Raw genomic sequence first — 14,322 nt, forward strand, 5'->3', positions numbered from 1 at the left:
GTTTTTACAAGATTAACAAGACATTCAAAAAAATAAAGGTGTATTAATGGAAAGAAAAAAAATAACGATTGATGGAAACGAAGCAGCGGCATATGTTGCTTATCGTGTGAGTGAAGTAATAGCAATCTATCCAATTACACCATCATCACCGATGGGAGAGTTGTCTGATGCCTGGTCGGCAGCTGGAGTAAAAAATATATGGGGAACTGTTCCAACAGTTACCGAGATGCAAAGTGAAGGGGGTGCAGCAGGAGCTGTTCATGGCGCATTACAGGCTGGGGCATTAACTACAACTTTTACGGCTTCTCAGGGCTTATTATTAATGATTCCAAATATGTATAAAATTGCTGGTGAACTTACACCTACTGTATTTCATGTAAGTGCTCGTTCATTAGCAGCTTCAGCTCTTTCTATTTTTGGAGACCACAGTGATGTTATGGCAACTCGTCAAACAGGATATGGATTGATTTGCTCTAATTCTGTTCAGGAAGTAATGGATACTGCTTTGATTGCTCATGCTGCTTCTCTTGAATCAAGAATCCCATTCGTTCATTTCTTTGATGGATTTAGAACTTCTCATGAAGTAATGAAAATTGAAGAATTATCAGATGATGATATCCGTTCGATGATTAATGACGATTATGTTAAAGCTTTTAAAGAAAGAGCATTGACTCCTGATAATCCATTTATAAGAGGAACAGCACAAAATCCTGATGTTTATTTTCAGGGCAGAGAAGCTGTAAATAGATTTTATAATGCATGTCCTGATATTGTTCAAAATACAATGGATAAATTTGCTAAACTGACAGGTCGTCAATATCATCTGTTTGATTATTATGGTGCACCCGATGCAAAAAGAATAATTATTCTTATGGGTTCTGGTGCAGAAGCAGCTGAAGAAACAGTTGAATATATGACTCAAAGAATGGAAGAAAAAGTAGGTATTGTTAAAGTTAGATTGTATCGTCCGTTCTCAGCAAAACATTTACTTGCTGCTATTCCAAAGACTGTAGAAAAAATTGCAGTGCTTGATAGAACTAAAGAGCCAGGTTCATTTGGCGAACCTCTTTATCTCGATGTGCTTTCTGTAATTAGCGATGCAATGAATTCTGACAATCCTCCATTTGAAAAAATGCCAAAAATTGTTGGCGGCAGATATGGATTATCTTCTAAAGAATTTACACCGGCAATGATTAAAGCTGTATTTGATAATTTGAAATCAGATAATCCAAAAAATCACTTCACAGTTGGAATAATTGATGATGTTACATTCACAAGCCTTGATTACGACCCATCTTTTGTTATCGAAGGAGATGATGTTGTAAGATGCATGTTCTATGGTTTGGGTGCAGATGGTACTGTTGGTGCAAATAAAAATTCAATAAAAATTATTGGTGAAGAAACTGATAACTATGCACAGGGTTACTTTGTATATGATTCAAAGAAATCGGGTTCAACTACAGTATCTCATTTAAGATTCGGTAAAAAACCAATTCGTTCTACTTATTTAATACAGACTGCAAACTTTGTTGGTTGTCATCAATTTACATTACTTGAAAAATTTGATGTACTTGAAAACATAAAAGAAGGTGGTACATTTCTTTTAAATTCACCTTATGGAAAAGATGAAACATGGAATAAATTACCACGTAAAGTTCAACAACAAATTATAGATAAGAAATTAAATTTCTATGTAATTGATGCTTATAGTGTTGCTGCCAAAACTGGAATGGGAAGCCGAGTTAATACGATAATGCAAACATGCTTCTTCGCAATTTCTGGAATACTGCCAAAAGATGAAGCAATTCAACAAATCAAAAATGCCATCAAGAAAACTTATGGTGCAAAAGGGGAAGAAATAGTTAAAAAGAATTTTGAAGCAGTTGACCAGACACTTGAAAATCTGCATAAGATAGAAGTTCCAGAAAAAGCAACAAGTTCAATTGAACTGCCTCCTGTAGTTTCTGATAAAGCTCCAGATTATGTTAAAAATGTTCTTGCAAAGATAATGGCAGGAAAAGGAGATTTAGTAAAAGTAAGCGAAATGCCTGTTGATGGAACATTTCCATCTGCAACTACAAGGTGGGAGAAAAGAAATATTGCTCTTGAAGTTCCTGAATGGGACCCTGAATGGTGTATACAATGCGGCAAATGTGCTCTTGTTTGTCCACATGCTGCAATTAGAATTAAAGTATATGATAAGAAACATCTTGAAAATGCACCGGCAACATTCAAGTATATGGATGCAAAAGGGAAAGAATTTCCAGAAGGTTATGCTTATACAATTCAGGTTGCAGTAGAAGATTGTACCGGTTGTGAATTATGTTATGAAGTTTGTCCAGCTAAGAATAAGAAAGATACAAAACGGAAAGCTCTCAATATGATTCCACAAATTCCAGTTCGTGAGCAGGAGAGAGTTAATTTTGATTTCTTCCTTGAATTACCTGAAATTGATAGAAGATTGGTTAATACTTCATTAGTAAAAAGTAATCAGTTATTAGAACCATTGTTTGAATTTTCAGGTGCATGCTCTGGATGCGGTGAAACTCCATATCTTAAGTTGATGTCGCAATTATTTGGAGATAGAACAATAATTGCAAATGCAACAGGATGTTCTTCAATTTATGGAGGAAATTTACCAACGACACCATGGGCAAAAAATAAAGAAGGAAGAGGTCCTGCATGGTCTAATTCTTTATTCGAAGATAATGCTGAATTTGGAATGGGAATGCGTTTAGCTATCGATAAACTTAATCAGTTTGCAAAAGAATTATTAGTTAAAATACAGGATGAATTAGGAAAAGATTTTGTTGAATCAATTATAAATGCTGAACAAAAAGATGAAGCAGGAATTTATGAGCAGAGATTACGAGTAAAAGAACTAAAGGAGAAATTACAGAAAATAAATTCAAAAGATGCAAAGAAGTTACTTGAAATTGCAGATTATCTTGTTAAAAAATCTGTATGGATTGTTGGTGGTGACGGTTGGGCTTATGATATTGGTTATGGTGGATTGGACCATGTATTGGCTTCTGGTAAAAATGTTAATATTCTTGTACTTGATACAGAAGTTTATTCTAATACTGGTGGACAGATGTCAAAAGCAACTGGAATGGGAGCTGTAGCAAAATTTGCAGCTGCAGGTAAACCTACTCCAAAGAAAGATTTAGCAATGATGGCAATGAATTATGGAAATGTGTATGTTGCAAAAGTTGCATTTGGTGCTAACGATGCGCAAACAGTTCGCGCATTTCTTGAAGCAGAAGCTTATGATGGCCCATCTCTTATTATTGCTTATAGCCATTGCATTGCTCATGGAATTAATATGGCTAAAGGACTTGAAAGTCAGAAACTTGCAGTTGACAGTGGATATTGGCCTTTGATTAGATATAATCCAGAAAATCTTAAAGAAGGAAAGAATCCATTGAAATTAGATTCTAAAGCTCCAAAGATTAAACTTGAGGATTATATCTATCAGGAAACAAGATACAAGATGTTAACAAAATCTCATCCACTTATTGCAAAACAATTATTAGAAAAAGCTCAGGAAGAAGTTATTAAGAGATGGAAGTTGTATGAACAGATGGCAAGCTTTGATTTTTCTGGTAATGGGAAAGAAAAGCAAGAAGAGAAAGTTAATTAATTATTTTGATGAGGTCGTTCAAATATGAACGGCCTCTGATTTTTTTAATAAATTTTTATTCCGGGGGATTTATGGACCTTACAACAACTTATATGGGATTGAAATTAAAAAATCCAATTGTTCCTTCAGCATCACCTTTATCACAAAGTGTTGATACAGTTAAAGCAATGGAAGATGCTGGAGCAGCAGCTGTAGTTGTTTATTCATTATTCGAAGAACAAATAATTCATGAGAGCGGTGAGCTTGATCATTATTTATCTTATCATGCTGAAAGTTATGCAGAAGCTTTGAGTTATTTCCCTGAACCAGATTCATTTTATTTAACACCATATCAGTATCTTGACCATATAGCAAATTTGAAAAAAGCAGTCAATATCCCAGTAATAGGAAGTTTGAATGGTGTAAGTAAAGGTGGATGGATTCAATATGCAAAAAATATTGAACAAGCAGGAGCAGATGCTCTTGAATTGAATATTTATTATGTGGCTACAAACCCGGATGTGCCTGGTTCTGAAATCGAAAATATTTATTTAGATACATTAAAAGCTGTAAAAAGTCATATTAAAATTCCTGTAGCTGTTAAATTAAGTCCGTATTTTTCGTCAATGGCTAATATGGCAAAAAAATTAGATGAAGCTGGTGCAGATGCTCTCGTTTTATTTAATAGATTTTATCAGCCCGATTTTGATTTAGAAAAATTAGAAGTAGTTCCAAATTTAGTCCTTAGTACAAACTGGGAAATGAGATTGCCTTTACGATGGATCTCGATTTTATATGGGAATATAAAAGCCAATATGGCAGCTACAAGTGGTATTCATTCTCATGAAGATGTTATAAAGGTAATTATGGCGGGCGCAGATGTGGCTATGGTTTGTTCTGAACTTTTAATGAATGGTATAGGAAGAATAAAAGATATGTTAAATGGATTGCAAAGGTGGATGGAAGAAAATGAATATGATTCAATAAAAACAATGAAAGGGAGTATGAGTCAAAAATCTGTAGCTGAACCGGCTGCATTTGAAAGAGCAAATTATATGAAAATGCTTCAGAGTTATAAGACACATATATAATTTAAGGTAGTGAAAATTTATTAATTGTTAATTTAGAACACTGATGACACTGATAAGACAAGATTTTCACAGATTTTAGTAGTCAATCATTATAAGAACTCACCCTAAATCCCTCTCTTTTTAAGAGAGGGATTTTAAGCCTCAGAATCTTCACGTTTGAATATTTTCTTTAATTTTTTCAATAACATAGAATAATTCATTAAAATGATTTATACTTTTCTGTCATTCTGAGGAGGTTGCCGTAAGGCATTCGACGAAGAATCTTAAAACAATATTATATTTAATAGATTCTTCCTCGCCTTCGGCGAGTCAGAATGACAATTATACTTTTTTCTGTTATTCTGAGGAGACCCACCATTATTTTTTTCTGTCATTCTGAGGAATCCCACCGAAAGGTGGATGACGAAGAATCTAATCTCCATTTTTTGCTTTTAAGAGATTCTTCATTCCGCTTCGCTCCATTCAGAATGACGGTGTTATTTCTTTCCTGTCATTTTAAGGAGACCGCCACTATTTTTCTTCTGTCGTTCTGAGGAGACCGCCATTATTCTTTTCCTTGTCATTCTGAGGAATCCCACCGAAAGGTGGATGACGAAGAATCTTAAAAACAATATTATTATTTAGATTCTTCCTCGCCTTCGGCGAGTCAGAATGACAATTATACTTTTTTCTGTTATTCTGAGGAGACCCACCATTATTTTTTTCTGTCATTCTGAGGAATCCCACCGAAAGGTGGATGACGAAGAATCTAATCTCCATTTTTCTTTTTAAGAGATTCTTCAATTTTAGACTTTATCACACAATTCAATCATTTTATATAATTCACCATAAATCCCTCTCTTAGAAAGAGAGGGATTTTTTAAGGTTAGATATATTTTAGTGGTATAGTTTTTTGCGGATTTTGCAGATTTGTGCAGATTGAATTTTGAGTATAATTACTTAGCTGATGCAAATCTTTTTGCAACTGCATCCCAATCAACCACATTCCACCAATTAGCAATGTATTCAGGTCTTCTGTTTTGATATAATAAGTAATATGCATGTTCCCAAACATCAAGTCCCATTACAGGAAAACCTTTAACTTCAGCAACATCCATTAAAGGATTATCCTGATTTGGAGTTGAAGTAACAACTAATTTTCCATCGCTTAAAACAAGCCATGCCCAACCAGAGCCAAATCTTGTAGCAGCTGCATTATTAAATATTTCTTTAAATTTTTCAAATGAACCAAAAGTACCATTAATTGCATCTGCAAGTGCACCAGTAGGTTGACCACCTTTATTTGGTCCCATTATTTCCCAGAACATTGTATGATTATAATGTCCACCGCCATTATTACGAACAGCTACTGGAAGTTTGGAAACATTCTTGAAAAGTTCTTCAAGAGTTTTCCCTTCCATTTCTGTTCCTTCAATAGCTTTATTTAGATTAGTTACATAAGCACCATGATGTTTGTCATGATGTATTTCCATTGTTCTTGCATCAATGTATGGTTCCAGTGCATTAAATGCATAAGGCAATGGTGGTAATTCGAATTTGCTCATTATGTTACTCCTTTTATTATTTATTTTGTTTGTTAATGCTTCAACTTTTTTTGCGCTTAAACCTAAAGTCAAAATTCCAAGTGATGTTAAAAATTTTTTTCTGTTCATATTAAACTCCAAAAGATTCGCCGCAGCCGCATGTTCTTTTTGCATTTGGATTGTTAAATACAAAACCTCTTCCATTTAAGCCATCACTGAAATCGAGAACGGTGCCTGTTAAATAAAACAAACTTTTTCCATCAACAAAAATTTTCAAGCCATCTTTTTCAATAACAGTATCTCCTGCTTTTTCTGTGTCATCAAAGCCGAGCTGATATGTTAATCCTGAACATCCGCCGCCTTTAACACTTATTCTTAATCCATAGCTTTCCGGAATATTATTTTCTTGTTTTATCTTTAAAACCTGCCTTAATGCTTTTTCTGTAATATCGATTTCAGATGTTATATTAATTTGTTCGTTCATCTTCAATCCTTTCTTTCTGATTTTTAATGCTTTCTGTTTCTATAACATTATTATCAAGTAAAAAATTCACTTTCCATGTATTTGAAGAAATTTTTTTTAATTTATTTTCTTTTACAAGTATATCAATAAATTCAAGTGTTAACTTTTCTGACTCTGTGTAGCCTAATTTTATATTTTTCTTTTCAAAGTAACTTCTTATAGCATATTGAATATCTCTCAAAAAAATATTTGAATTTGTGAATAGAGGATATTTTTCTTTCATGAATTTGAAAAAGATTTTTTGATTATTGATTAACTCATTTAGATAGTTCATAGTTCACCTTAAGTTTTTTTAAAGATTCTAATAAAAAATAATCCCTCTGTAAAGGGTGTTGTATTTATTTGACTAAAGCAAAATTAAATGAGTTCATATAAATAAAAAAATTTATAAACGGATTATTATCTCAACAATTTTTATTAATTTTGAAAAATAATTTTTAGAAAATCTGACAAATATGATGTTATTATTGAAAATTAGTTTTGTTTTTAGATACAGATAGAAAAAGAGAAACTTAATTAATAGGTATGTTAAATAAGTAATCGGAGAAAAAATGATCAACAGTTTATTCTGGATTGCCCCTGCATCTTCAATTCTTGCCTTATTTTTTGCCTGGTTTTTCTTCAAGCAAATGATGAAGGAAAGCGAAGGCACCGAAAAGATGGCAAGCATAGCTTCATATGTTCGCAAAGGAGCTATGGCTTACCTTAAACAACAATATAAAGTTGTTGGGATGTTCTTTATTGTCATAATGGTAATTTTCTTAATACTTGCATATGGTTTTAATGTTCAAAATCCGTGGGTACCATTTGCATTTATAACTGGTGGTTTCTTTTCTGGTTTATCCGGATTTTTTGGAATGAAGACCGCAACATATGCTTCTGCAAGGACAGCAAATGCTGCCAGAGAATCATTAAATAAAGGATTAAAAATTGCATTCAGAAGCGGTGCTGTAATGGGTCTTGTTGTAGTTGGCCTTGGTCTTCTTGATATTTCAATCTGGTTTACAATATTAAATTTTGTTTATCCTCATGCTACTGATGCACATAATCTTGTTGTAGTAACTACAACAATGTTAACATTCGGGATGGGAGCATCTACTCAAGCATTATTTGCAAGAGTTGGAGGAGGAATCTTTACAAAAGCAGCAGATGTTGGTGCGGATTTAGTAGGTAAAGTTGAAGCTGGTATCCCGGAAGATGACCCACGCAATCCAGCTACAATTGCAGATAATGTTGGAGATAATGTTGGTGATGTTGCAGGAATGGGTGCAGATTTATATGAATCTTACTGCGGTTCAATATTAGCAACGGCAGCTTTAGGAGCTTCTGCATTTGTAAATGCTCCAGAATTACAAATGAAAGCAGTTTTAGCTCCAATGCTTGTAGCAGCAGTAGGCATTGTTCTTTCCATAGTTGGTATTTTTATGGTAAGAACAAAAGAAGATGCAACTCAAAAAGATTTGCTTGCATCACTTTCAAGAGGAATAAATATTAGCTCTGTATTAATTGTAGTTTTCTCTTATATTATTGTTAGCTTACTCGGCTTTGATAATGCACTTGGTATTTGGGGCTCAATTGTTACAGGTTTAGTAACAGGAATTATTATCGGTAAATCAACTGAATATTATACTTCTCACTCATATAAACCAACTCAAAGAATTGCAGATAGTTCACAAACTGGTCCTGCGACTGTTATTATTTCTGGTTTAAGTATTGGAATGATGTCAACTGCAGTTCCTGTTGTTACAGTAGCATTTGGAATTATTTTTGCATTTCTATTTGCAACAGGTTTTGATTTAACAAATATTAACATGGGATTATATGGAATTGGTATTGCAGCTGTAGGTATGCTTTCAACACTTGGGATAACTCTTGCAACTGATGCTTATGGTCCGATTGCAGATAATGCAGGTGGTAACGCAGAAATGAGTGGATTGGGTAAAGAAGTTCGTAAAAGAACTGATGCTCTCGATGCCTTAGGAAATACAACTGCAGCAACTGGGAAAGGATTTGCAATTGGTTCGGCTGCATTAACGGCACTTGCTCTTTTAGCTTCTTATGTTGAAGAAGTTAAAATTGCTCTTTTAAGAGCTGGTAAATTAATACTTGATTTTGGAAATGGTGTTATTGTAGAAACTCAAAAAGCAAGTATTATGGATTTTATGAATTATTACCAAATTAATTTGATGAACCCAAATGTTCTTGTTGGTGTGTTTATTGGAGCAATGATGGCATTTTTATTCTGTGGCTTAACTATGAGTGCAGTTGGTCGTGCTGCTGGCAAAATGGTTGACGAAGTAAGAAGACAATTTAAAACAATTCCCGGAATACTTGAAGGAACTGCAGAACCAGATTATGCAAGCTGTGTTGCAATTTCTACCAAAGGAGCTCAACACGAAATGATTCTTCCTTCTTTACTTGCAATTTTAGTCCCAATTATTACAGGTGTAATATTCGGTGTTGCTGGTGTAATGGGATTATTAACCGGAGGCCTTGGAGCTGGATTTGTCCTTGCTATTTTTATGGCAAATTCAGGTGGGGCATGGGATAATGCAAAAAAATATATTGAAGAAGGAAATTACGGTGGAAAAGGTTCAAATTCGCATAAAGCTGCTGTAATTGGTGATACTGTTGGAGATCCTTTCAAAGATACATCAGGTCCAAGCTTGAACATTTTAATTAAATTAATGAGCATGGTTTCAATTGTAATGGCTGGAGTTACAGTAGCATTTCATATTTTATAAAAACAATTTATTTGAATTGATGCCTGCTCAATTTTATTGAGCGGGCATTTTTTTTGACTTAACTTTTCTTGATTTATCAATAATGTTAATCTAATTTTGATAATAAAACTAATCAAAATTTTGGTGAATTTGTGAATCCTCTTAACAGAGCCATTGTCGAAGTAGTAAAAATTCTCCCCCAATCCATAGTTTTCATTTTTGCAAAAAGATATATAGCAGGCGAAACAATTGAAGATGGAGTTCGTGTGGTTAAAGAATTGAATTCAAAAGGGATACTTGCTACTATGGATGTTCTGGGCGAAGCAGTTACAAACAAAGAAGAATCAGAACAAGCAAAACTCGAATGTCTTAATGTCCTTGATGTTATTGAACAGTACAATCTGAAATCAAATTTATCAATCAAACCAACTCAAATGGGATTAAATATTGATAAGGAGTTTTGCTATCAGCAAGTTTCAGAAATTCTTGAAAAAGCGGCAAAGTATAAAAATTTTGTACGCATTGATATGGAAGATTCCTCTACAACAGATGCAACTTTTGAACTTTATAAAAGATTAAGAAAAAAGTATGATAACGTTGGCATTGTAGTTCAAGCTTACTTAAGAAGAACTATGAATGATATCAAAAATTTAGATATGAAAGGAACTAATTACAGATTATGCAAAGGAATTTATATTGAATCAGAAAAAATAGCTTATAAGGATAGACAGGAAATTCGTGATAATTTTGTAAAAATTCTTGAGTACTTTTTTGATAATGGTAATTATGTGGGAATTGCAACACATGATGATTATCTTATTGAAAAAGCATATCAAATGATAAAAGAAAAAAATATTCCAAAGGACAAATTTGAATTTCAGATGCTTTATGGAGTGAAAGAAAATTTGAGAGATAAAATTAATGCAGATGGATATAAAATCAGGGTTTATGTTCCTTTTGGGAAACACTGGTATAATTATTCAATTCGCAGACTTCAGGAAAATCCACAGGTAGCATGGTATATAACAAAAAGTATTTTTTCGCATAACTGATGAATGTAATTGGAATAGAGACATCTTGCGATGAGACTTCTGTTGCAGTGATATCAAACGGAAAATTGGTTTCCAATTTAATTTCTTCTCAAGATTTTCATGTTGATTATGGAGGTGTTGTCCCGGAATTATCAAGCAGAGCTCATCTACAAATTTTAATGCCACTTCTAAAAAAGGCATTGAAAGATTCAGGAATTGAACTTAAAAAAATTGATTTAATAACTGCAACAGCAGGTCCAGGTTTAATTGGGGCATTGCTTGTTGGATTAACATTTGCAAAAGGTTTGGCTTATTCTCTTAAAAAAACTTTTATCCCTGTTAATCATATAGAGGGACATATATTTTCTGGTTTTTTAATGGAAGAAAAACCTGAGTTTCCTTATTTGTGTCTTGTAGTTTCAGGAGGTCATACACTTTTGCTTATTGTAAAGAGTGATGTTGAAATTATTAAACTAGGAACAACAGTAGATGATGCAGCTGGCGAAGCTTTTGATAAAGTATCTAAATTACTTGGACTTGGATATCCAGGCGGTCCACAAATTCAAAAAGTTTCTAATAATCAAAATTCCGATTTTGTTGAATTCCCGATTGCTCATTGTAAAAATGAATATGATTTTTCTTTTAGTGGATTAAAAACTTCAGTCATTAGATTTATCCAGAAAGAATACGGAAGCAGCGATAAAATTCCAAAAGATCATATTCCATTAATTGCAGCATCTTTTCAAAAAGCTGTTGTAAATGCTCTAACAAAAAATGTTGAAAAAGCATTGCATAATTTCAATGTAAATTCAATTTCTCTTGTTGGCGGTGTAGCGGCAAATAAATTATTAAGAAATGAATTAGAAAAACTTTCTATTCGTTACAATAAAAAAATTGTAATACCATCACTTGAATTTTGCGGCGACAACGCTGCTATGATTGCATATCGTGGAATGAAACTTTATGAATATGCACAAAACACAAAAGAAAATTTATTCTATTTTTCTAATCATAATGCTTATCCTGACCTCACAGGCAATACATTTATTAGAGATTATCATTGAAATCATTAAATAATTAATCAGGATGGATATTGATTACTGTTATTGAAGACAATGTAAAAAAAATTTTTAGCCGCAATGAAATTTATTTGCTAATTGCTTTTTTTGTATTTGTGCTTTCAATTTTGATATTTACTTTTTATTCACCAAATTATTATGATATGCCTTCGCCAGTTCAAATTGATATTCCAAAAGGGATGACACTCAATCAAATAATTGATTCACTTTATGCTAAAAAAATTATTCCAAGTAAAACAAATATGAAAATTGCAGCTGTAATTTATGGTGCAGAAAGAAAAATTAAAGCAGGAAGATATGTTATACCTAATGGATTAAACTATCTTCAACTTATTGAAGAATTAATAAATCCAACAAAATCATTACAAGTCCTTGTAACAATTCCAGAAGGAATCTGGCAAAATGAATTAGCAAAATTACTCAAAGAAAATTTGGGAATAGATTCTGCTAAAGTGATGGAATTGAGCAGAAGTAAATCATTTATTAATTCTCTTGAACTAAATGTTGATAATCTTGAGGGTTATCTTTTGCCGGAATCATATTATTTTTATTCAAATGCAACTGCAGAAGAAGTTCTCAGAAGATTAAAGAAAGAAATGGATAAATTTTTTGATGACCCAGATATTCAGAAGAGAATGAAAGAGTTGAAGATGAACAAAAATCAAGTTTTAACATTGGCTTCAATTATTGATGCTGAATCAAATTATATTCCTGAATTTAAAAGAATTTCAGGTGTCTATCACAATCGATTAAAAAGAGGAATGCTTTTACAGGCAGACCCGACTGTTCAATATTTAATAAGGGAAAGAGAAAATAAAAGGGTTTACTACAAAGATTTGAACATTGATTCAAGATTTAATACTTATAAATATGCAGGACTTCCACCAGCACCGATTAACAATCCTGGCAAAGATGCTATAATTGCAGCATTATTTCCAGAAAAACACAATTATCTTTTTTTTGTAGCAAATGGAATGGGACAACATAATTTCTCATCAAATCAATTTGAACATCAGGAGAACATAGCACGATACAGGAAATGGTTAAGAAGTCAAAATCAATATTAATATTATGTGCAATTTTTATATGGAGTTGTGCAAATCAAATTCCACCTGGTGGCGGACCAGTTGATGTTGTTCCTCCACAAATAATTGAGGTTTTTCCTCCAAATGGGGCGACAAATTACAATAAAAATTATTTTGAAATTAAATTCAGTGAATATGTTGATAAAAGAACTGTGCGTGATGCAATTTTTATTTCTCCGCCGATGAAATATCCTCTCGAGTTTGATTGGAGTGGAAGAACTTTAAGAATAAATTTTCAGGATACCTTAAAGAAAAATACAACTTACACAATTACAATCGGGGCAGGAATAGAAGACTTAAATAATCACAACAAAATGATTGAACCCTTTTCATTTGCATTTTCAACAGGAGAAAAAATTGATTCAGGAAAAATCTCTGGAAAGATTTATGATAAAAATCCTTCGGGAGTGATGGTATTTGCCTATAAAAAAAATGATAAAAAGATTAATCCATCAGAACAAAAACCAGATTTTGTTTCTGAAGTTGGTAATAATGGGAAATATTATCTGGTCGGATTAGGTGAAGGAGAATATTTTGTTTTTGCCATCCGAGATAAACGGAGAGATTTTTTATATCAAAATAATGAAGATGAATATGGTGTTCAGTTCAAAGAAATTGTTTTATCGAAAGAGATTAATGAAATAAATAATGTTGATTTCTTTTTGTCGAAAGAAGATACAATTGCCCCCAAAATATTAAGTGCATCAATGAAAGATATGAATCATATTCAAATTGAATTTAATGAAAGAATTGACAGCACAAGAATTTCAGTTGATAATTTTTATCTGCTTGATTCAACAACAAATGAAAAAATTATTCCAAAATATTTCTTTAAGGAGAGAGACAAACGAAATAAATATAATTTGTGCATTGCAAATACATTATCGAATAATAATAAAATATTTTTGACAGCAAAAAATATTTATGATGTTTATGGAAATAAAAATCAGGAAGAAGAAATTCTGTTGACTGTTGAAACAAAAAAAGATACTACTCCGCCAAAGATTATAAATGTAGAAAGTCAATACCCGGACAACAAAACAGATTTTGACAATCCGATACTTACAATAAAATTTGATGATGGAATACAAGAAGACAGCTTAAAAGAAGCAGTAAGTGTTTTAGATGCAAAAGAAAACAAATTCCCGGTGGAAATTAAAAAAATTGATGATGCATCATTTGACATAATTGTAAAATCAAAATTAAAGCAGAGAAGTGAATATCAGCTTAATATTAATCTAAGTAATTTATCAGATGCTGCAGGAAATAAAGTGGATTCTGTTTATAAGCATAAATTCATCATAGCAAGTGAACTTGATTTTTCTGGTATATCCGGTAAAGTCTTAATTGAAAGTGATACAAGTGATGTATTTGTTATCCTGCAAAGTTCTGACGAAAGTAAAAATATTTATAAACAAAAAGTCGATAAACAAAAAAATTTCTATATCAATAAAGTTCTGCCCGGCAAATATTTATTATGGGGATTTATTGATAAAGATAAAAATGGTAATTATACTTTTGGGAAAATTAATCCATTTAAGTATGCAGAAGAATTTAAATTTTATCCCGATACATTAAACCTAAGAGCTCGCTGGCCTGTAGGGGATGTGATTTTGAAATAAGTGGGATTAATAGTTGAAGATTT

At 32.4% G+C, this 14,322-nt stretch carries 10 protein-coding genes; 7 read left to right on the plus strand and 3 right to left on the minus strand.

What is annotated here, in order from left to right; translation table 11 throughout:
* Positions 1-46 precede the first annotated feature (46 nt).
* Both nifJ and VJY32_RS00215 read left to right on the plus strand, forming a co-directional pair.
* The gene (gene nifJ, locus VJY32_RS00210; RefSeq protein WP_353675857.1) at positions 47-3,643 is read left to right on the plus strand and encodes a pyruvate:ferredoxin (flavodoxin) oxidoreductase; all 3,597 of its coding nucleotides are present in this window, start codon (positions 47-49) and stop codon (positions 3,641-3,643) included.
* A gap of 71 nt (positions 3,644-3,714) precedes the next feature.
* The gene (locus VJY32_RS00215; RefSeq protein WP_353675858.1) at positions 3,715-4,713 is read left to right on the plus strand and encodes a dihydroorotate dehydrogenase-like protein; all 999 of its coding nucleotides are present in this window, start codon (positions 3,715-3,717) and stop codon (positions 4,711-4,713) included.
* Between the two features lie 935 nt (positions 4,714-5,648).
* Here VJY32_RS00215 and VJY32_RS00220 read toward each other — a convergent pair.
* From VJY32_RS00220 to VJY32_RS00230, 3 genes are all read right to left on the minus strand, one after another.
* Entirely contained in the window at positions 5,649-6,257 is a 609-nt protein-coding gene (locus VJY32_RS00220) for a superoxide dismutase (RefSeq protein WP_434968522.1), read from the minus strand.
* A gap of 109 nt (positions 6,258-6,366) precedes the next feature.
* Positions 6,367-6,720: a HesB/IscA family protein gene (locus VJY32_RS00225; protein WP_353675860.1), complete on the minus strand. Its 354-nt coding sequence runs from the start codon at positions 6,718-6,720 to the stop codon at positions 6,367-6,369.
* Complete coding sequence (locus tag VJY32_RS00230; RefSeq protein ID WP_353675861.1) at positions 6,704-7,033, minus strand: hypothetical protein; 330 nt, start codon at positions 7,031-7,033, stop codon at positions 6,704-6,706. Before VJY32_RS00230 ends, VJY32_RS00225 begins: the two co-directional genes overlap by 17 nt.
* Positions 7,034-7,310: 277 nt before the next feature.
* On the opposite strand from VJY32_RS00230, the gene VJY32_RS00235 reads away from it, so the two are divergent.
* The 5 genes from VJY32_RS00235 to VJY32_RS00255 all read left to right on the plus strand — a co-directional run bounded on the left by VJY32_RS00235 (position 7,311) and on the right by VJY32_RS00255 (position 14,299).
* On the plus strand, positions 7,311-9,503 hold the full coding sequence (locus VJY32_RS00235) for a sodium-translocating pyrophosphatase (protein ID WP_353675862.1): 2,193 nt from the start codon (positions 7,311-7,313) through the stop codon (positions 9,501-9,503).
* A gap of 131 nt (positions 9,504-9,634) precedes the next feature.
* Positions 9,635-10,534, plus strand: coding sequence for a proline dehydrogenase family protein (locus VJY32_RS00240; RefSeq protein WP_353675863.1), 900 nt, complete (start codon positions 9,635-9,637; stop codon positions 10,532-10,534).
* Positions 10,534-11,577 (plus strand): tRNA (adenosine(37)-N6)-threonylcarbamoyltransferase complex transferase subunit TsaD, encoded by a 1,044-nt coding sequence (tsaD, locus tag VJY32_RS00245; RefSeq protein ID WP_353675864.1) that lies wholly within the window; start codon positions 10,534-10,536, stop codon positions 11,575-11,577. Before VJY32_RS00240 ends, tsaD begins: the two co-directional genes overlap by 1 nt.
* Before the next feature lie 29 nt (positions 11,578-11,606).
* On the plus strand, positions 11,607-12,659 hold the full coding sequence (gene mltG / locus VJY32_RS00250; protein WP_353675865.1) for an endolytic transglycosylase MltG: 1,053 nt from the start codon (positions 11,607-11,609) through the stop codon (positions 12,657-12,659).
* Positions 12,632-14,299, plus strand: coding sequence for an Ig-like domain-containing domain (locus VJY32_RS00255; protein WP_353675866.1), 1,668 nt, complete (start codon positions 12,632-12,634; stop codon positions 14,297-14,299). The genes mltG and VJY32_RS00255 overlap by 28 nt, the downstream gene beginning before the upstream one ends.
* Positions 14,300-14,322: the final 23 nt, after the last annotated feature.

The organism is Rosettibacter primus, from assembly GCF_036860675.1.
Lineage (GTDB): Bacteria > Bacteroidota > Ignavibacteria > Ignavibacteriales > Melioribacteraceae > Rosettibacter > Rosettibacter primus.

Excerpts from the sequence above, each read along its gene's own strand:
- nifJ (WP_353675857.1), top strand. The coding sequence starts at position 47 with ATGGAAAGAAAAAAAATAACGATTGATGGAAACGAAGCAGCGGCATAT.
- VJY32_RS00220 (WP_434968522.1), bottom strand. The coding sequence starts at position 6,257 with ATGAGCAAATTCGAATTACCACCATTGCCTTATGCATTTAATGCACTG.
- VJY32_RS00215 (WP_353675858.1), top strand. The coding sequence starts at position 3,715 with ATGGACCTTACAACAACTTATATGGGATTGAAATTAAAAAATCCAATT.
- tsaD (WP_353675864.1), top strand. The coding sequence starts at position 10,534 with ATGAATGTAATTGGAATAGAGACATCTTGCGATGAGACTTCTGTTGCA.
- VJY32_RS00230 (WP_353675861.1), bottom strand. The coding sequence starts at position 7,033 with ATGAACTATCTAAATGAGTTAATCAATAATCAAAAAATCTTTTTCAAA.
- VJY32_RS00235 (WP_353675862.1), top strand. The coding sequence starts at position 7,311 with ATGATCAACAGTTTATTCTGGATTGCCCCTGCATCTTCAATTCTTGCC.
- VJY32_RS00225 (WP_353675860.1), bottom strand. The coding sequence starts at position 6,720 with ATGAACGAACAAATTAATATAACATCTGAAATCGATATTACAGAAAAA.
- VJY32_RS00255 (WP_353675866.1), top strand. The coding sequence starts at position 12,632 with ATGGTTAAGAAGTCAAAATCAATATTAATATTATGTGCAATTTTTATA.